Annotated in this window: 14 protein-coding genes and 1 pseudogene; 7 read left to right on the plus strand and 8 right to left on the minus strand. The window is 40.0% G+C overall.

The features are described from left to right. Nucleotides 1-3 precede the first annotated feature (3 nt). Nucleotides 4-264 (plus strand): annotated as a pseudogene (locus tag RMY32_RS11465) (element excision factor XisH family protein); the annotation flags it as partial. Nucleotides 265-508: 244 nt separating this feature from the next. On the opposite strand, the gene RMY32_RS11470 reads toward RMY32_RS11465, so the two are convergent. The 4 genes from RMY32_RS11470 to RMY32_RS11485 all read right to left on the minus strand — a co-directional run bounded on the left by RMY32_RS11470 (nucleotide 509) and on the right by RMY32_RS11485 (nucleotide 4,119). After that, nucleotides 509-1,471 carry a carbohydrate kinase family protein gene (locus RMY32_RS11470; RefSeq protein WP_409882762.1) on the minus strand — a complete coding sequence of 321 codons (963 nt, stop codon included), beginning with the start codon at nucleotides 1,469-1,471 and terminating at the stop codon, nucleotides 509-511. Further along, on the minus strand, nucleotides 1,464-2,462 hold the full coding sequence (locus tag RMY32_RS11475) for a hypothetical protein (protein ID WP_322713732.1): 999 nt from the start codon (nucleotides 2,460-2,462) through the stop codon (nucleotides 1,464-1,466). The genes RMY32_RS11470 and RMY32_RS11475 overlap by 8 nt, the downstream gene beginning before the upstream one ends. A 14-nt stretch (nucleotides 2,463-2,476) precedes the next feature. Further along, entirely contained in the window at nucleotides 2,477-3,223 is a 747-nt protein-coding gene (locus RMY32_RS11480) for an NDP-sugar synthase (protein WP_322713733.1), read from the minus strand. 161 nt (nucleotides 3,224-3,384) lie between these two features. Beyond that, nucleotides 3,385-4,119 carry a DUF1995 family protein gene (locus RMY32_RS11485; protein WP_322713734.1) on the minus strand — a complete coding sequence of 245 codons (735 nt, stop codon included), beginning with the start codon at nucleotides 4,117-4,119 and terminating at the stop codon, nucleotides 3,385-3,387. Between the two features lie 236 nt (nucleotides 4,120-4,355). On the opposite strand from RMY32_RS11485, the gene RMY32_RS11490 reads away from it, so the two are divergent. The 3 genes from RMY32_RS11490 to RMY32_RS11500 all read left to right on the plus strand — a co-directional run bounded on the left by RMY32_RS11490 (nucleotide 4,356) and on the right by RMY32_RS11500 (nucleotide 7,775). Then, nucleotides 4,356-5,168, plus strand: a complete 813-nt coding sequence (locus tag RMY32_RS11490) for a DUF2382 domain-containing protein (protein ID WP_322713735.1) — start codon at nucleotides 4,356-4,358, stop codon at nucleotides 5,166-5,168. A gap of 471 nt (nucleotides 5,169-5,639) precedes the next feature. After that, nucleotides 5,640-6,545: a DUF2382 domain-containing protein gene (locus RMY32_RS11495; protein ID WP_322713736.1), complete on the plus strand. Its 906-nt coding sequence runs from the start codon at nucleotides 5,640-5,642 to the stop codon at nucleotides 6,543-6,545. A gap of 357 nt (nucleotides 6,546-6,902) precedes the next feature. Beyond that, nucleotides 6,903-7,775 carry a YsnF/AvaK domain-containing protein gene (locus RMY32_RS11500; protein WP_409882765.1) on the plus strand — a complete coding sequence of 291 codons (873 nt, stop codon included), beginning with the start codon at nucleotides 6,903-6,905 and terminating at the stop codon, nucleotides 7,773-7,775. Between the two features lie 379 nt (nucleotides 7,776-8,154). Here the strand turns inward: RMY32_RS11500 and RMY32_RS11505 are convergent, their stop codons facing one another. After that, nucleotides 8,155-8,436, minus strand: coding sequence for a hypothetical protein (locus RMY32_RS11505; protein ID WP_322637582.1), 282 nt, complete (start codon nucleotides 8,434-8,436; stop codon nucleotides 8,155-8,157). Nucleotides 8,437-8,758: 322 nt separating this feature from the next. Between RMY32_RS11505 and RMY32_RS11510 the strand changes: the two genes are divergently transcribed. Together RMY32_RS11510 and RMY32_RS11515 are read left to right on the plus strand one after the other, a co-directional pair. Continuing rightward, the gene (locus RMY32_RS11510; protein ID WP_322713739.1) at nucleotides 8,759-9,673 is read left to right on the plus strand and encodes an ion channel; all 915 of its coding nucleotides are present in this window, start codon (nucleotides 8,759-8,761) and stop codon (nucleotides 9,671-9,673) included. Nucleotides 9,674-10,132: 459 nt separating this feature from the next. Next, entirely contained in the window at nucleotides 10,133-11,848 is a 1,716-nt protein-coding gene (locus tag RMY32_RS11515; RefSeq protein WP_322713740.1) for an alpha/beta hydrolase, read from the plus strand. Nucleotides 11,849-12,210: 362 nt separating this feature from the next. On the opposite strand, the gene RMY32_RS11520 is transcribed toward RMY32_RS11515, so the two are convergent. Then, nucleotides 12,211-13,542: an HlyD family efflux transporter periplasmic adaptor subunit gene (locus RMY32_RS11520; RefSeq protein ID WP_322713741.1), complete on the minus strand. Its 1,332-nt coding sequence runs from the start codon at nucleotides 13,540-13,542 to the stop codon at nucleotides 12,211-12,213. Between the two features lie 820 nt (nucleotides 13,543-14,362). After that, nucleotides 14,363-14,491, minus strand: a complete 129-nt coding sequence (locus RMY32_RS11525) for a hypothetical protein (protein WP_322706159.1) — start codon at nucleotides 14,489-14,491, stop codon at nucleotides 14,363-14,365. 1,118 nt (nucleotides 14,492-15,609) lie between these two features. Between RMY32_RS11525 and RMY32_RS11530 the strand changes: the two genes are divergently transcribed. Continuing rightward, nucleotides 15,610-16,431: an SDR family NAD(P)-dependent oxidoreductase gene (locus tag RMY32_RS11530; protein ID WP_322713742.1), complete on the plus strand. Its 822-nt coding sequence runs from the start codon at nucleotides 15,610-15,612 to the stop codon at nucleotides 16,429-16,431. A 176-nt stretch (nucleotides 16,432-16,607) separates the two neighbouring features. On the opposite strand, the gene RMY32_RS11535 is transcribed toward RMY32_RS11530, so the two are convergent. After that, nucleotides 16,608-17,846, minus strand: a complete 1,239-nt coding sequence (locus RMY32_RS11535; RefSeq protein ID WP_322713743.1) for a ScyD/ScyE family protein — start codon at nucleotides 17,844-17,846, stop codon at nucleotides 16,608-16,610. Nucleotides 17,847-17,852: the final 6 nt, after the last annotated feature.

The following is a 17,852-nucleotide window of genomic DNA, read 5'->3' on the forward strand; positions in this document are numbered from 1 at the left end:
TTGATGTCAGCTAGAGATAAATTTCACCATGTTGTGAAATCGGCATTACAAAAGGACGGATGGCGAATTACTCATGACCCTTTGCTAATTCGTATAGAAAATATTACCGATATGTACATCGATTTGGGAGCAGAGAGAATTATTGCGGCAGAAAGAGAGGGACAAATAATAGCGGTTGAAGTTAAAAGTTTCATCGGTACTTCAACTATTTCTGAATTTCATACTGCGGTGGGACAGTTTATTAATTATCGATATGCATTCAAAATATGAATCCGCTCGTCTTCTAAAATACGATACAACAAAAAATATGGAAACTTGGGCAAAATCAGGCGGCGAAGAAAGTCTCGAACTTTTGAACTAGAGAAAATGTCCTCAACAGTAAAAAAACAGGCCGTACTGGGCAATCGCATTGCGCTGTCGAGGGTTTGCTGATCTTTCTAATTTTTCGATACCTTGAAAGTACACGGCACTTTTTTACGAAACACTATTTTACCTCTCTGTCAATGCCTTATTGAAGTACTAGCGGGTTATAACTGCTAAAAGGGTTCAATGTTTCAAGCAAAGCATTGATTATACTTGTTGATTTGTGACACGCTATTTCAATATTTTCACCAGAAAAGAACATAGTTGTTACTGCGGAGGCAAATACATCGCCACCTCCAAGTGTAAACTCAATTCTGTTTGGTAATCTGATTTTTTTTACTGAGTGTTCTTGCTCAATAAGAAGTACGCACTGATCGCCCTGCGTCACACATATTGCGGCTATTGACGGGTAAGTATGAATCAGTCTAATCAAGACTTTGATAGCTTCGTCAATACTAGAGGTTTTAGTAAAGTTCAAGGCTTCGGCTTGATTTACAAACAATAACTTAATTTGGGAAAGTATAGATTCATGATCCTGTCTATACTCTATAATTGTTTGATTCGGGACAAAACTTACAGGTATTCCAAATTTTTTATAACGCTTCAGAATCTCAATAGTAGTTGATGGTTGAGTTAAGCCAAACAGTAATAGTGCATCTGATTCAGTTTTCTCTATGTTTTTTACGTCATCTATAGATAAGTCCGAATCAATATGGAAATATAGTTGTTTTTGTTTTGAATTTTTATCCCAAATGGATAAAAAGTAATTAGTGAGTTCTTTGCGAATATATTTGTTGCTATAATTCAAGTTTTTATTTAACGTCCTAATGATTTTCTCTGCAAATAGATCATTTCTACCAACACAAGTAAAAATTGAAGCTTGAGCACCAAGTTCTAGCGTTGTCAAATAACCAAATGCAGCAGCCCCTCCTATCATTACTGTACGTTCAAGGATTTCTATTGCAAGCTCTTTAGAAACAACATTCGTTCCGTATTTGACTGGCGGATTTATCAGTATATGCTCCTCAACTCCGATATGGCCAATTATTTCGAGCCGAGTTATATTCTCATTTACCATATCGTTATTATGAGATTTTCTCTTACGCACACGAGAGAACTACTTCGATTATGTCGTGCACAGCATTATCACACTCGACAATCAATTTACTTATACTTTTGCTTTCTCTTGGATCAGACCAGTTGTTCAAGTAATATTCTATCTTTTCTACTAGATCACTTTCATTTTGAAAACGAAATTCATCAGGGTACATTTCAGAATAGCATAGGCGATCGGGGACAAGTGGTATGCACCCCAATACTGTAGCTTCTATCACTGAGTATCCAAATGTTTCTTGAAATGAGTTACTGATACAGATTTTACATTTAGCCAAAAGATCGTAGAAGTCTTGTTTTGTGTTACAGATTTCTCGTGTTTGTACAAACTTTACGTTCGGCAATTTTTGTCGGAGGCGATTCACTATATCTGGATCTTTTTCAGGCACATTCCGATGCGGAAAAGCAACTATGTCCTCTTTCTTCTTATTCTTACGCCCATCCAATATCTCAGCAACAACAATGGGTAATCTAACAACTTTTATTTTCTCCTCGGGTATATTAATACTTTCCAGAATAAGACTCTTATGGAACTTTGACGAAACCAGTATATTGTCGATAAAAGCGAGCCATGAACGTTCAAGGTATATTGCCCATGACCTCATACCATATCTTGTTCGAAAATCCCACGGATCATAAGAGCCAGCATGCAACACTCCAACGAGTTTGAAATTGATTCCCAGACTCTGCCTTATGTACTGCAAAGAATCTATCCCTGTAAACCAAAGTGTATGAAAAAAGATAATATCGCCATCAGTGATCTCACCGGATTGGATAAGAGAGACGATCTGGCTTAATTGATCGTATTTATATCGGTGTGTACCAAATAAATCTAATACATCTTCTTCATTCAACGATGCAATTTCAGTATTTCCATAAATAACTCTATGCGGAATATTTTGAGAATCGAGATATGCTGGGAACCATCGATTCCATTGTTCAGTATATCTTTGATCGTATGATTCAATAGGAATAACATATAACATAGATTCTCTCTTTTTCATTTTGCAGAATCACAATGCATCTCTGCTTGGTTTAAATTCTCGATAGTATTGATTGTAATCAAATTGTCAGAATTAACAGCGCCCAATTTATTGGCATATATTATCTGTTCCAATGAATAGATAAGCGGCTCATTAAATTGAGTGGAAATATCCATCCATTTCCGTAGTAGTTTGCTCCGAATTCCAAAGTTATAAATTAGTATCGGAGCAGATTTTTCATTAGACACTCCTATTATTTGCATTCGTTCGTTTAACGCGACTCTTGGTAAATCTGTCTCGGAAACTGTCTTCACTAACAAAACTCCTTCAAAACTACTGTCGAGCATAGCCTTTAGCTGCTGTAAATGAGACGCTTTTATTAGATCATCTCCACAAAAACAAAATACGAAATCACTTTTAACTACCGCAAGGCCAGCTCGCAACCCTTTCTCAGGAATTCCAATTGATTCTTCACTTTGATATGCGTAATCAATATGAACACCTAACTTAGCTCCATCGCCAAGGCATTCAATTATTTTATCTTGAAGGTATCTTACCACTACATGAAATCTAGTAATGCCTATTTGCTTTGCATTCTTAATCACTCGTTCAATAAGTGAAACGCCTTTCACTTTTAATAATGGCTTTGGTATATCGTCTGTCAATGGACGCAGACGACTTCCACGACCAGCGGCAAGAACTATAGCTTCTGGAGCGTTCTCTTTTGTGAATTTTTGGCTAAAGCTATTATTATCAATAGTCATAGGATAGTCCTCTAAGTACTTAAGTAAAATTAATTATATATTCTTCTCCAAAGTTTGATCCCGACCATAATCCCTTCTGTAGGAATGCGGATTAAATCAAGTGTAAAACTGCTTAGGAGGCAGCAGATAATAAAATCTACCTCTGCTACCTCTGCATTATCCTAACTACTCAATGCTTTTAAAAATCGTTGCAAACTCTTAAATACACTGGGTTTTCTCGCAGGTGTCGCATCTGTTGTTGTTTGCGGTTGTCCTTTTAAAACAATCAGATCCAAATCATCACCTGATGGTTTTGTGGGTAATTCGGCAATTCTTTGATATTCCCCTTTGTTTTCCAGCCAAACTTCCCACTGTCCTGGGTAGCAGCGATATAGGGCACTTTGCTCGTCTATGGGGCGCACGTAATAGGCAGATTCAATGGTACTGATAAAACGATCGCGGATTTTTCTGGCTGTATAACCAATGCCCACGGTTCCAGAATCTTCTAAACGGGGATTTAACAAAACTAAAGGGCGATCGCCTATTACTTCACACAGCTTTTCCAACTGCGGCACTTCTACCGATGTGGGGGCGATGAATAAGAAAATTTCATCCTCTGGCTGAATTTTTGTCTGCAAAGAAGCAGCCCTACCCGTACCAATATCCAAAATTTGAAATGGCGAATCTACCCAATCACGTCGGGCTAGGGCCGCAGCCCCAGCGTCAGCAAAGAAAATCTTCAAACGGGAATCATAATCTGTAAACGCCGGCAGAAATTGTTCCGCTATCGGCATAAACTTCAGTTCTGGGAATAGGAACTCAACTTGTAAGCGAGTACAGCCATCTGCAAGGGCAGCTTGAACGGCTACACGAGATTGGGCGATCGCATCTTCAAGACTATTTGGAAGTTCACTCATAATCTGCATGGTTCTGTAGTTTCTATTCCCATTGTTTCAGTATTGGCTCTTAATTAGGACTTACGCAGATGAGATTGCCCAATCCCCTTAAAACGCAGGACTGTTTCACTTGAGTATTCCCCTAATAATATAAATCCTCAAATATTTCCATTAAACTCAGTCGCCAGCAGGAGGATACTTAGCTCAATATTTTTTACACTCGTTAATAAACCTTATAAACAACTTAGGAACAGCGTATGCCTCTTCATAAACTTGAACGCTTTGACCCAAATTATCGAGATACTTTTGGCGGAGACGATCTCAAAGCGTTGGATCTTTATACTGAGGGTGGGGACAGAGTTGGCTCAGTTGCTGACGTTTTAGTTGATGATGATGGTCATTTCCGCTATTTAATTATTGATATCAGCTTAGATTTTGTTAACAAGAAAATCTTACTACCAACTGGTCTTTGCCGGATCAGTTATCTAGAAAGACGCGTCTATGTTGATGGGTTGAGCAGACAGCAAATAGAAGGTTTACCCGATCATACAGAAGATGCGATCGTTAATAATGATTACGAAGAAAAGGTACGTAGTGTATTTCGTTCTCCAACTAGCGGTGTGACTTCCGATCGCGATACATACAATTACCAAGAAAATCCCAATTTATATGGATTGAATGAGCAATCTCATCAAACTTTTAAACTCTATGAAGAACGATTAATTGCCAATAAACAGCGCATCAAAACCGGAGAAGTCACGGTTGGTAAGCATATTGAAACAGAAACTGTAAGCGTTACAGTACCCGTTCAAAAAGAACGAGTTTTGATTGAGCGAGTTACGCCAACAGAAGCAGGAAAGATTGTAAATCCCAATGAACTTAAGTTTCAAGAAGGAGAAGTAGCACGCATAGAAGTGTACGAAGAAACGCCTGATATACAGAAAGAAGCCTTTGTGCGTGAAGAAGTCCGGGTGAAAAAAATAATAGAACAGGACATTGTGGAAGCACAAGACACCATTCGTCGAGAAGAATTAGATGTTGATACTGCGGGTAATTTAGATGTGCAATAATCTGGTGTTACTGCATATAAAGCTATTTAATTAGCTGGTTTATAAATTTGTTTGATAGATTTATCTAAAAATTATCATACAGGCAAAGTTAATTTTATCTCTGCCTGTATTTTTTATTCAATAACAAAATTCTCAACTTTCTAAAAAGTAGGAATCTTAACATTCAAAAAATTATATTTTGAGAAACCATCTACAGATTCAAAGATACAAGATACCAAATACAAAACTTTGCATTGAAAATCTTAATATATCTATTGAACCCTGCGTACTAAAGCTAGACATATCTTTACAAGATTCAAGTGAGATGCTCCTAATTTCATGTCTCTAGTTAGCCATATCGCTCAAAATTATCTATAACTTTCGATTATTTAACTCTGGAAATAATTCATTCGGCAGAAGGATGTACAAAAATAAATCAATGTCTACTTTAGTTATTAAGAGATTGACAAAAAATATTTGAGGTTAAAAACAATGGTTCTTTACAAACTAGAAGATTTTGAGCCTAGCTATCAAGAGAGTTTTGATGGTCATGACATTAAAGGGCTGGGTGTCTATACACAGGGAACTGATGAAAAAGTTGGTACTGTTAGCGATGTTTTAGTTGATGAAGAAGGTCATTTTCGCTATCTAGTTGTTGACTTAGGCTTCTGGATTTTTGGTAAAAAAGTATTACTACCAATTGGCCGCGCCCGTATCGACTATAATACCGATCGCGTTTACACAATTGGTTTGACTAGAGAGCAAGCTGAAGATTTGCCTGAGTTCGATGAACGTCAAACCCTTGATTACGACTATGAAGAACGGGTGCGTGGGGTATATCGCCAACCCACAGACTACAACCTTCCTGTAGAAGCTGCAACACCATTAGACCCTTTAGCAGGATTAGATCCTTTAGGAACGCCTGTAGCACCATTGGGTACAACTCCTACTTACGCCCGTGATAGCTACACTTACGAAAATGAGCCTGCTTTATACGGTTTAAACGAGCAAGATCATCAAACTCTAAGATTGTATGAAGAACGGTTGATTGCCAGCAAACGACGCCAAAAAACTGGAGAAGTAACGATTGGCAAGCATGTTGAAACTGATACCGCACGGGTTGCAGTGCCAGTAGAAAGAGAACGAGTCGTGATTGAACGTGTAACTCCAGCAGATGCGGGTACGCCTGTTTCTGGGCGCGAAGCAGACTTCCGTGAAGGCGAAGTTGCTCGCATAGAAATCCATGAAGAAACTCCTGATATTCGCAAAGAAGCATTTTTGCGTGAAGAAGTCAGAGTTAGAAAAGTGGTCGAGCAAGACACAGTTGAAACTCAAGAAACTGTGCGTCGTGAAGAGTTAGATGTGAATTCTGGTAATCTTCCCATTGAAGAACGCTAACTATATATAGTCATTAGTTACTAGCTAATGACTAATAATTAATTTTACACAGTACAGGTGAAGCTGTTGAATTAGCTTTACCTGTCCTTACGCTGATACCACTTACAATACTTTTCGGATAAACCCAACAATCTCTCTTTTGGTCTGGGGAAAGGGGTAAAGATAAATTAAAATCGTCACCCTTTCCCCTTTCCTCCTTAAGCGAAAAGTATTGATACCACTTAGTATTTTTGATTGCGAATATTACTCTGGATATGAGTTGGATAAATCCATTGAGCGCAAATACTATCTAAATGGTATCCAGATGATTAATACATTTAATTTAGCTAAGTAGAAAGCAGTTAGTAAACTTTCCAGATGAATAGCCAAATTATGGCAAAAAACACTTTACAGGCAAAGGGTAATTCTCGCACTATCTCCTCGCTGGTAGATTTAAGAAAGAAGGTGAACAATTTTGCTGTGTTTGATAATCAAGGTCAGCTAGTAGGAGTAGTTCATGATTTAATTGTGGATGCTAATCGTCGGCTAAACCTCGTAATATCGAACCATGAATCTAGCCAGCAGTTAACTGATAAACATCCTTCTTTATTTCAGTTGCAGAGCCAGAGAATCAAAAAAATAGACAAGCCGACTCAATCTGTTTTCATAGACTTAAACAAATCAGAAATTGAATATATGCCTGAATATTTAGAATCAGAAACACCAGGCGATTTTAACTCAACTGAGCAAGTAGCTAACAATCAAACGACAAATAGCTCAGTTGAGTCATTAAATAATTTAGAACAGATTCCTGAAGAACAGATTATTCGTCTACTAGAAGAACGACTAGTTGTTGAAAGCAGTAAGCGTAAAGTTGGTGAGGTAATTGTTCGCAAAGTCATTGAAACTCGGATTGTACAAGTTCCTGTCCGGCGTGAAAAGCTGATTGTGGAACAAATTAACCCAGAACACAAACAACTCGCAGAAATTGATTTAGGACAAGAAGAAATTCCTGGCGTTGATTTGACCGAAGTAGAAAGACTTGAAGTTACACATGACAACGGTTTAACGGTAAGCGGCGAGTTTAGCTCACCTAGAATTGCTAATTTATTATTGAATGCGATCGCACTAGAGCGAAATAACGGTTGCAAGCAGGTGCGTGTTACCATTGCAGTTGAAGATGAATCGCACCAGAAAAAATACCAGGAGTGGTTTGACCGCTGTTCTAAAGGTCAATCACTAAAGCCATAGCAACAAGTTTTTAATAAGTTTCTAGCAGATAAATTAGTAGGGTGGGCATTGCACACCCTATTTTTTTGCTGATTTACAGCAGTTTTCATTTATTTGATACCCCATCTGTCGGTGATTCTTTAAAATAAATTTTTAGTACATTCATGAGTTGCTTGGAATCGTAGCCACAGACTGAGAGGTAAGAATAAAATTATCCAACATTTAAAAATTATAATTTTTATATAAGAATTATATTCTTTCTGGCTCATACCTTGAACTTTGTCAAAATCTAAAAAATGACCTAAACCTAAAGCTAGTGGAATTAAAACAACACCAAAAATAAGGGTTTCAGTAATAAATTGACCCATATATGTTTATAAAAAAATAGATACTTGAGAATTTATATACTCTCAGGACATGAACCAAATTTATCTAAAAGCTCAGATATAAGCTGATGATTTGAACAACGCCAAATGACGCTAACATTACTAGATAGATTAAAGTCTGGCTCACCATAACCTGATAATGCCATAGCATCAGGAAGTATAGTCTCTTTATAGATACAAGTTAGAACTTTATTGTCAGGTGGCGAAATGGGATTACGTCCACTATCGTGTTGCAATGTTCCAGCAACCCATCCATTAGGGGTTAAATGCCATTCTCTCGATTCTTTACTTGACATATTTTATTTTTGTGTTTGCCGTGTTGATTTTATTACATTTTGGATACAAACAATGCTAGTAAAAATACTTGTTTAAGCTAAAAATTTCACTCTTGTTGACTGGTTCCCAGCCTCTAGGTAGGGAACCCATTCTGGGAGGCTCCGCCTCCGATCTTCTTGACAAGAGGCAGAGCCTCTTTTAAATACATTCCCAGCCTGGAGACTGGGAACAAGGCGACACAAGCCTTTGGACTTTTCTTAGTGCCATTGTGTCTAGAGTGAATGTCTCTAATGCAACTTAATTTACAATACTAAGTAGTTGCCGTTCTTTTGGCTACTTGCAATGAAATTTCGACTGAAGAGACTTTCACCCAAGAAACGACAGCGTTCGATCCCACCGATTAAGATTCAAGTTCAAGATGGAAAATTTGAAATTATAGGTATGGGTGCATGGCATTCCTACTGGCGCGATCCCTATCATCTGCTGTTAACGATCCCCTGGACTGGCTTTCTGCTGCTGATTTGTACTTTCTATATAACTATTAATGCTCTATTTGCCCTAGCTTACTTAATCGGAGGAGATTGTATTGCCAACGCCCAACCTGGCTCTTTTTTAGATGTCTTTTTCTTTAGCGTCCAAACCCTAGCATCTATTGGCTATGGGGCAATGTATCCGAAAACAACTTACGCCAACATTATTGTCACAATTGAAGCAATGATCGGTTTGGTGGGAATTGCAGTGATGACAGGACTGGCGTTTGCTCGATTCTCTCGACCTACAGCCCGTGTACTTTTTAGCCGTGTTGCTGTCATTACAGCTCATAATGCGATGCCGACTCTGATATTTCGCAGCGCTAATAAGCGTCGCAATACGATTCTGGAAGCGCAGATGCGAGTCTACTTGATGCGCGACGAAGTAACCCTAGAAGGACAGTTCATACGTCGGTTCCACGATCTTAAACTGGTGAGGAACCAAACACCTAGCTTCACGTTAAGCTGGTCAGTGATGCATGTCATTGATGAGTTTAGTCCCTTGTATGGGATGACACCAGAATCGTTAACCCAGACAAATACTATGCTGATTGTCTCTTTGAGTGGCATTGATGAAACGGTTGCCCAGGTTGTTCATGCCCGTCATAGCTATGGTGCTAACGAGATTTTGTGGAACAATCAATTTGTCGATATCTTTTACCACACACCCGATGGACATCGCTACATTGATTACAACTGCTTCCACGATGTTTTACCCTTAGAGTGAAGGAGGAAATTTCTAAAAGTTACTCGGAAGCCTGATTGAGTGGTGGTTGTAAGGGTTTAACGACCACCCGGCCATTTTCAATTACAGTACAACTTTTAACCGTGCTCTTACTGGGCTTAACTGGCACATCCTGGCACTGCTTTTGGTGGGAGATATTTTGCTCTTGTTGTTGGTTGAGGACGACAACACAACAGGCGCAGGAAGCAAAGGACATATAACTTAATTTTGATCTCTATATCTATTATCGCGCTACTGATGCTGTTTGGTTGAAAAATTTGCTACTCATGTATTTTGCTCGTTCAAAGCTCCTGTCAAATTTCTCGTAAGTACTTGCTTTATTGTGCTTGTAGCTTGTTTGATATATCTAAACCAATTCAACAGGAAAGCGGTTATAGATCCCGCCCCGCTTTCCTCCCTGCCCAAATAAGTTTAAGCAGGGTTAGATAGTGGGTTTTTCTAATGAAAAAATTTTTGAAATATTTGGGTTTAGGTTTGCTATCTACGTTCTTGACTGCTACTCCCGGATTGGGGGCTGAACGCATTAGCTTTTATTATCCTCCTTTCGGCGAATTTTCCTTATCGGTAGACTCGCTGGAAACCTTTGCTAAAGAGGGCAAAATCGATCAAGATTTGTCCTTTTATGCTAGCCGTGCGACTCCCGAACAACTTGCCCAACTGCGGGATCTACTCCAGCAACGCTTTGATGTCACTCCTACACTAGTATCTCAAGTTACCTACTCACCGATAGGCGAGCGGTTGGTGCAACAACTAGGAAAATTACTGCTCACTGAGTCTCGAAAGAATGGCTTCTATGCCATACGTGCCTCTTTAATTTTGTCTGCTGCCGATCGAAAAGAGGGGTTAACGGTTGTGAATTTACTGCGGAAATTTCCTAGCGATACTATCCGGGTAAATTTCACAGAGGGATTAAGGATAGTCGATGACTTGTCGCAATTGATTAAAAAAAAGGATGAAGTTTTTGCCTCTCTGCAAAAAGAAGCGATCGCTCAAGCAGCCACTTCCAAAATTGATTTCTCTCAAAAACCAGATTTGCGATCGCCAGGAAAATTCACCTGGCAGAAAAAAAGCTTAGAGTTAAATGACATTTCTCGCTCGCGCCGTCTACCTGTAGATATCTATTTGCCGTCAGCAGGTTCACAAAAAACTGGAGATTTACTCTCACCACCCTTTCCCCTGATTGTAATTTCTCATGGACTGGCTTCAGATCGCTCTACCTTTGTCTACCTGGCTGAACATTTAGCATCCTATGGTTTTGCTGTTGCTGTACTAGAACACCCTGGTAGTAATGCCGAACGCTTTCAGCTATACTTTGCGGGATTGGCAGGGCCGCCAGATGCAGCAGAATTTATCAACCGACCTTTGGATATCAAATATCTACTAAATGAACTCCAGCGTCTAGATAAATCCGATCCTACCCTCCAAGGAAAACTCAATTTTCAGCAAGTTGGGGCGATCGGTCAATCCTTTGGTGGTTATACTGTTTTGACTTTAGCAGGAGCCAATATTAACTTTGAGCAACTCAGGCAAGATTGCAATCCCGATAATTCATCCTTAAATTTGTCGGTGTTTTTGCAGTGTCAAGCAAACGATTTACCACCAATAAATTACGAACTCAAAGACGATCGCATCAAGGCCATCATTGCCATTAATCCCATTGACAGTTCAGTTTTGGGTCAGGGGGGAATCAGTCAAATTAAAATTCCCGTCATGCTGGTAGCAGGTAGTCAAGATGTTTTCGCACCACCCGTATCTGAGCAAATTCGCCCCTTTACCTGGCTTTCTGACTCCAATAAGTACCTGGCTTTGATTGAAAATGCCACCCACTTTTCAGCGATCGCCGAACCTACTCCTCAAAACGATGTCTTACCTGTACCACCTGCCTTACTAGGCCCCGATCGTGCTGCTGTTTATTCTTATCTCAACGCCCTCAGCGTCGCTTTTTTAGAAACCCATCTCCTTAACCGCCCTGAATACCGTTCTTATTTGCAGCCTTCCTACGCTACATTTATCAGCAAAGAGCCGCTTAATCTTAGTATTTTACAGTCGTTGTCGGTAGCTCAGTTCGATCGAGTTTGGAGTGGGTCAACTCCCCAGTCTAGCAAACCATCAAATCCTCAACCTACTTCCACCCCTTATCAACCTTTGAGGCAATGAAACAGCCCTGTTGCTTTTGCAGGGGGATTGGAGGGATCAAAAGCCCTCACCCTAAATCCCTCTCCCAAAGGCTACGGTGTACACACATCTCTATGCTTAGTGCAAAATGTGGTTTGATCCCCCTAAATCCCCCTTCAAAAGGGAGACTTTGATTCTAGTAGTTCGCCAAGCGAACGCAAGCGGGGTAAAGGGTTTAAATCCCAAACCCAGTAACCTTTCCCCAGCCCTCACAAGCGCATTTTTGGGTTGGCAGACTACTAGTTCCGCCTTTTTTAAGGGGGTTAGGGGGGATCGGAACCGTGCAAGAGGTCTAATGCATAAATCCTGAGTGGTTATCAATGGCGTGGAATACAAGAAAAAGCTTACAAATCTGTTAGCAACCTTGCTTTTCTCAGAATAAATGTCATTACAGTTTCTTTTTTGGAAATGATATCAGCTGTAACTTCCATCCCCGGTTGAATGGGATAGGATTTATCGCCCTTTTTTAAATAAGGTCTCTCTGCCTCAATTGTCACCTCATAGTAAGGTGGAATTGGATTGCCGTTAACTTGAGATGTAATAGCGTCGGCGGTTATGGCTTTAACAGATCCTTTGAGGATGCCGTAATCTGGGTAGGGATAGGCAGAAAGCCGCATTTGTACTTCCCCTTGCGAACATTTCGTTACTTGTACGACTTTACACACCTGTATTTTGCTAATATCAGAAGCGGCAACACGGGCTTTGATCACCAGAGGTGCTTTACTAGGAGCAATTTGAGCGATCGCATCCCCAGCACGAACAACTTGCCCAGGATTCCTTAATTCTAGTTTTAGGATAGTACCTGCCTCTGAAGCCTGAATTACAGTTTTTTGCAGTTCTGTTGAGAGTTGTTTTAGCTCTTCTTGAGCGCTGCTGATTTGATTTTGAATTTCTACTTGACGCCCAATAAGTTCTTGTCTTTCTTTGTTCAATGCTGCCAGCATAGACTCACCCTTTGCTCGTTCTTGGGCAATGCGTTCTTTGGCGATCTCCACATTTGCGCTAGTGGGATTGAGTCCAGTTTTGATCCGTTCTAATCTGGCAAGTGCAGCCTTAAAAGCTTGTTCTTTTTCCTTAATCTGTAAAGCTGCGATCGCTCCAGTCTCTGCTAACTGCTGATACCGCTTCAGTTCTTCCCTTGCTAACTCCACAGAGGCTTCTACTTCATCCACTTCTGCCTTACTGGTAATTCGCTTGTCTCCATAATCCCGTTGATTACGACTAAGATCGGCTTGCGCAGAGATAATCGCCTGTCCCATCGAATTGGATTCAGCTGTGATTTGATTCTGTAGCGCTCTTAGTTGTGCATCGATTTGCGTTCTTTGTAAATGATTCTGCCGAATATTGCCGGCAATTTGGCTTTTTTTACTTTGTAATTGGGTGTCGTAGAGCAGTGCAATCTCATCTCCCCTTTTCACAACTTGATTTTCTTTCACCCTAATGCTTCTAACCGTCCCCTCTGTTGCTGCTTGCACTAACCGTATTTCTCCCGTGGGACGGACAGTACCATCTGCTCTCACTACTACATTGTATTGAATGACACTTGCAAGACCGAAGGCAGCGCCAACAGTTCCAATTAAAAATATCCCTCCCAGCCATGTCCAACTGCTAATCGGAGGAAGATATTCGTCGCTTTCAACTGGGCGAAGAAAGTCTGGTTGGGGGTCAATGAGCATGAGCGCTAAAAAGTATTTTGGTTATGCAAATAATCTCGCCAAAAAAATCTTGCTGGCTTTCGCTTAATAACCAAGACTTAGCCTGGATGTATTGCTATGTAAAGACAAAATTCACATATATTCACACATATATTATAAGTCTAAACATCAACTAGCGATTTTAGGCTCAATACCAAATCTTTATAATTCTCCTCTTAATTTTACCCTTTTTTCATTTCATTGTAAAAATTTTATGTAATGTGAAAAGCTTTTTCCGATAAATAATTAATTAAGCCAATATAAGTTTTCCCCTATCAATATATCTTATAGTTATCAAGTTTGTTTCGACTTTGGAGTACCTCAAAACGACTTTGAAGTACCTCAAAACGACTTTGGAGTACCTCAAAACGACTTCGAGGTATCTGTTGCTTATATAGCAGTTCCTAAATCATTCGTGAGAATTTGAGATCGTTTTAACCCCCCTGTAGTCCCCCCTTGGTAAGCTAGGGTGTATATACAAGTTAAATTACGCCCCTTATAAAGCAGGGCTGTTTCGTTCCCGAAAAAGCGCTGATTTACAAGCGTTTCAAGCAAAAAAGTCAGGTGACTAAAAAATCTGATTGGGCAATAAAATCGCGATCGCACTTAAATTTACTCTTGAGATCAAAAGTCCTGCTCTGGGCTAAGAGGATGTCTGAAAACTTTTTGGTGTTGTATTCGAGACTTGTAGATCCCCCTAAATCCCCCTTAAAAAGGGGGACTTTGATTCCAGTTCCCCCCTTAAAAAGGCTACGGTGTACACACAAGTCTTGAAATCCTACCTGACACTTGGTTTCGTCGCCTAGCTATCTTGTTGTACGATCGCTCCCAAACCTTGTCCGCAGCGAGGAGGAACGACGACGCAATCACAAAAACTACTGGATAATGCGATTACTTCGCTGCGCTCGTAATGACCATTTAAAGGGTTCATAAAGCCTGAAACCCTTGCTGCTACCACTTGTGTGTACACCGTAGCCTTTTTAAGGGGGGCTAGGGGGGATCAAGCGAAATATTGAATACTTCTCAGACATCCTCTAAGGAACGGAACCCAACATTTTGCTTGGTTTTTTGGGTAGCGCTTACGCTCAACCGAACTTATGAATATTTTTAACCGAGCAATATTGATATCTATCCTTGCTGCAAGTAAGTCGATTTAAGCGTGGAGTAATAATTAATAGTTACGTAAATGTACGGAGTGCAATTTTCGGCAAAACGATCTATTAGGAATCATATTGACTTACAGTTCAGATCCTTGACTTCTTAAAGAAATCGGGGATCTTATTATTAATGAATGATTGAAGTTGGTTATAGACAAAGCAAGTCTCAAGCATTACTTTGATGAACTCAAAGCTAAACCTAAAGAAATTACTATTTATTCTAAAGTTTTGGCTGATAATTTTAGACAACAATCTAGCCATTTTTGATTATTTTCAATCAATAAAGATCGTCAACCTTTATTTTCAATAAAACAGTAAATATACTGATGTAATTTTGTGAGTTAAAAACTCTGACTATTGCAACCATCAGCCAAAATGCTATATGTCTTTTTTGTTTCTAAGGGATGAATTAGATATCACAATTTCCTAAAACAAGGCTATTTGTCAGGAAAATGAGATATTGGTACTGAGGGATTCATAAAAACTTATTTAATAAAATCTTTTGTATATATATACTTGTCGTTAAGAAGTATTAAGAAATTCTTATTAAAAAATATTGCAACAGCTTGATTTAATTGCTAACGTGTGTATGACAGCGATGCTGATGAACGCTCGGATCTAGGAGAAATAAAATCTATGAGCTATACCCATTCAGCCAAGTGTGTTAGGCTTTGACGGGTTCAAAACGAGAAATTTCTGCCTCGTATAGACAATTATGAGGGATTGCAGATTAACCAAGAAATGTCTCGTTGCTAAAGGCTTAGTTTCAGTTTGATTTGAATTGCGATTGATTATTTGTCTTACTATGTGCCGACAAGTAAGTAGCTCTTGCTTGTGTGTATCGGCAATAACGAAGAGTTTGGTAAGACTTAAATTTTGGAGAATAAAACTAATGGAGATTCAAGGTAAAGTTGCCTTAATTACAGGGGCTTCGCGTGGAATTGGACGAGCGATCGCTCTCGAATTAGCGCAACAAGGCATCAAACGGATGATATTGGTAGCACGCGATCGCCGCAAGTTATTGGAGGTAGCCAACGAAATCGAGGCGATGGGTACAGAAGCTGCGATCGTAGCTTTAGATTTGACGCAGACAATAGAAGTAAATATCGCTGTTGCCCAACTGTGGCGCAATTACGGACAGATTCACCTGCTAGTTAATTGTGCGGGAGTCGCATACCAAAGCTCATTTTTGCAATCTAAAATGCCCCAAGTTCAAGAAGAAATTTCTGTGAACTTGTTAGGAATGTACAACCTCACTAGTCTGATTGCTCGACGCATGGCCAGCCAAAAACAAGGGACAATTGTCAATGTATCGAGCCTGATGGGGAAAGTTGCAGCACCAACAATGGCGACATACTCAGCAACCAAATTTGCCATCTTAGGATTTACCCAAGCCTTGCGCCAAGAATTAGCTGAACACAATATCCGCGTCATTGCATTACTACCTTCCTTGACAGACACAGACATGGTGCGCGACTTAAAATTATTTCGCTGGGCGATTCCCATGACTCCCCAGCAAGTGGCTAAAGCACTCGTCACCGGAATGCAGAATGATTCATCAGAAATTTTAGTTGGATGGCAAAGTCATTTAGCCGTGTTGTGTCAACGCCTCGCCCCTTGGTTGTTAGAGCTAATTTTACGCATAGCAACACCGCCAGCACCAAGCAGACAACGGCTGATTGAAAAACTTACCCCTTCCCGTAGCGTCTCGTAGAGAAGGGGAGACGCTGAGAGCGATCGCTGACTCAACACTCAATACAGTTTGGTTAACATATTTATCTCTCGAAGATCCCCCCAACCCCCCGATAAATTGGGGGGCTTTTTCCCCTCTTTATCCCCTTTTTAAGGGGGTCGCCGTAGGCGGGGGGATCTTATCCGAACCGTATTGACTCAACACTCCTGAATAAACTTCTCCGAAATCTTTAGTTTTTTGGCTTTACCCTTGTGCAAAAAAGTAAGGCTCGCAGTGCCAAGAAATGCTAATAAGCTGAAAGTAGAAGTAGATTCAGGAACAGACTTGGAATTCTCAATTTTGATAACTTGTCCAAGTCCTGGGCCATCGCCTCGGTTTGTCACGTAAATAGCACCATCAGCACCAATAGTCAAAGCAGTAGGAGATTCTAATCCATTGCCACTGAGAATAGTTGTGCGAGTCCCATCAGGAGCTATTTTAATTACAGAACCATCTAGATTACCTTTCCAGAGTGACTGATTGGCGTACTGCAAAGCATATAAATTACCTTGACTATCAAAATCTAAGTCAGTAAGTTGGGTAAAGCCATCAGTATAAACTGTTGGTTTATCATCAGCACCAACTCGGTAAATTTTTGCTTCACCTTCTGGAAAAGGAAAACCAGTTAATTGACTAATATAATAAGCGCCATCTGGGCCTTTGGCGATATTTGTGGGTACTGCTTGGATTTCAAATGGCGATGACGATGCACCAGTGGGAAAAACTGGATTAGTTAATGTCTGACGGGGAATTGTGGCGATCGCCTTTAAATTACTTCCATCAGTCCCGACGCTGAGTAATTCATTAGCACCAGTATCAACTGCAACAATCTTATTTCCATCTAAAAGAAGAGAGAAGGGATTGCTAATTAGATCGCCTCCATCAGGATTATTTGCAAGTTCATAATTAGCTAAATCAGCCACACTAGTCCAGGAATTTGTATTGAAATTAGCAGTGATGATTTTTCCTAAGTCAGTGTTACCTAATGTGGCGCGAAATGTGGGATTAGAAGCATACCCAACTGCAATATAAGGCTTACCAGTAGCATCAAATTTGATATCTTGAGGCCCACTACTATCAGTACCATTTGGTAATGCTAAAGAAGGAAGTCCTGTAAGTATACGCTCTTGCGTACCATTTCTAATTTTTGTCACTGCACCAGTTGTGCCATAACATAAAGATTGACCTGCGGCACTCGGTGAAGGAACACAAGCTCCATTTCCGCCTGTTCCTGCTTCTGTGACATAAAGGCTGCCGTCAGGGCCAAAATTTAGACCTCGTGGACTATTAAGATCGTCGGCAATTACTGAAAATGATGCTGCTTCTGCTGCTTTTATTCCTGAAAAAGCAGCAATACAAACACTCAAAAATGTGATTCCAAATTGTTTTAGTTTCATTAGACT

The sequence above is a fragment of the Nostoc sp. ChiSLP03a genome (assembly GCF_034531215.2).
Lineage (GTDB): Bacteria > Cyanobacteriota > Cyanobacteriia > Cyanobacteriales > Nostocaceae > Nostoc.

Bases quoted from the DNA above. Each gene is read 5' to 3' on its own strand.
- RMY32_RS11525 (WP_322706159.1), bottom strand. From the start codon at position 14,491: ATGAACCCTTTAAATGGTCATTACGAGCGCAGCGAAGTAATCGCATTA.
- RMY32_RS11505 (WP_322637582.1), bottom strand. From the start codon at position 8,436: ATGTCAAGTAAAGAATCGAGAGAATGGCATTTAACCCCTAATGGATGG.
- RMY32_RS11495 (WP_322713736.1), top strand. From the start codon at position 5,640: ATGGTTCTTTACAAACTAGAAGATTTTGAGCCTAGCTATCAAGAGAGT.
- RMY32_RS11515 (WP_322713740.1), top strand. From the start codon at position 10,133: ATGAAAAAATTTTTGAAATATTTGGGTTTAGGTTTGCTATCTACGTTC.
- RMY32_RS11535 (WP_322713743.1), bottom strand. From the start codon at position 17,846: ATGAAACTAAAACAATTTGGAATCACATTTTTGAGTGTTTGTATTGCT.
- RMY32_RS11485 (WP_322713734.1), bottom strand. From the start codon at position 4,119: ATGAGTGAACTTCCAAATAGTCTTGAAGATGCGATCGCCCAATCTCGT.
- RMY32_RS11520 (WP_322713741.1), bottom strand. From the start codon at position 13,542: ATGCTCATTGACCCCCAACCAGACTTTCTTCGCCCAGTTGAAAGCGAC.
- RMY32_RS11490 (WP_322713735.1), top strand. From the start codon at position 4,356: ATGCCTCTTCATAAACTTGAACGCTTTGACCCAAATTATCGAGATACT.
- RMY32_RS11480 (WP_322713733.1), bottom strand. From the start codon at position 3,223: ATGACTATTGATAATAATAGCTTTAGCCAAAAATTCACAAAAGAGAAC.
- RMY32_RS11475 (WP_322713732.1), bottom strand. From the start codon at position 2,462: ATGTTATATGTTATTCCTATTGAATCATACGATCAAAGATATACTGAA.
- RMY32_RS11510 (WP_322713739.1), top strand. From the start codon at position 8,759: ATGAAATTTCGACTGAAGAGACTTTCACCCAAGAAACGACAGCGTTCG.
- RMY32_RS11500 (WP_409882765.1), top strand. From the start codon at position 6,903: ATGAATAGCCAAATTATGGCAAAAAACACTTTACAGGCAAAGGGTAAT.
- RMY32_RS11530 (WP_322713742.1), top strand. From the start codon at position 15,610: ATGGAGATTCAAGGTAAAGTTGCCTTAATTACAGGGGCTTCGCGTGGA.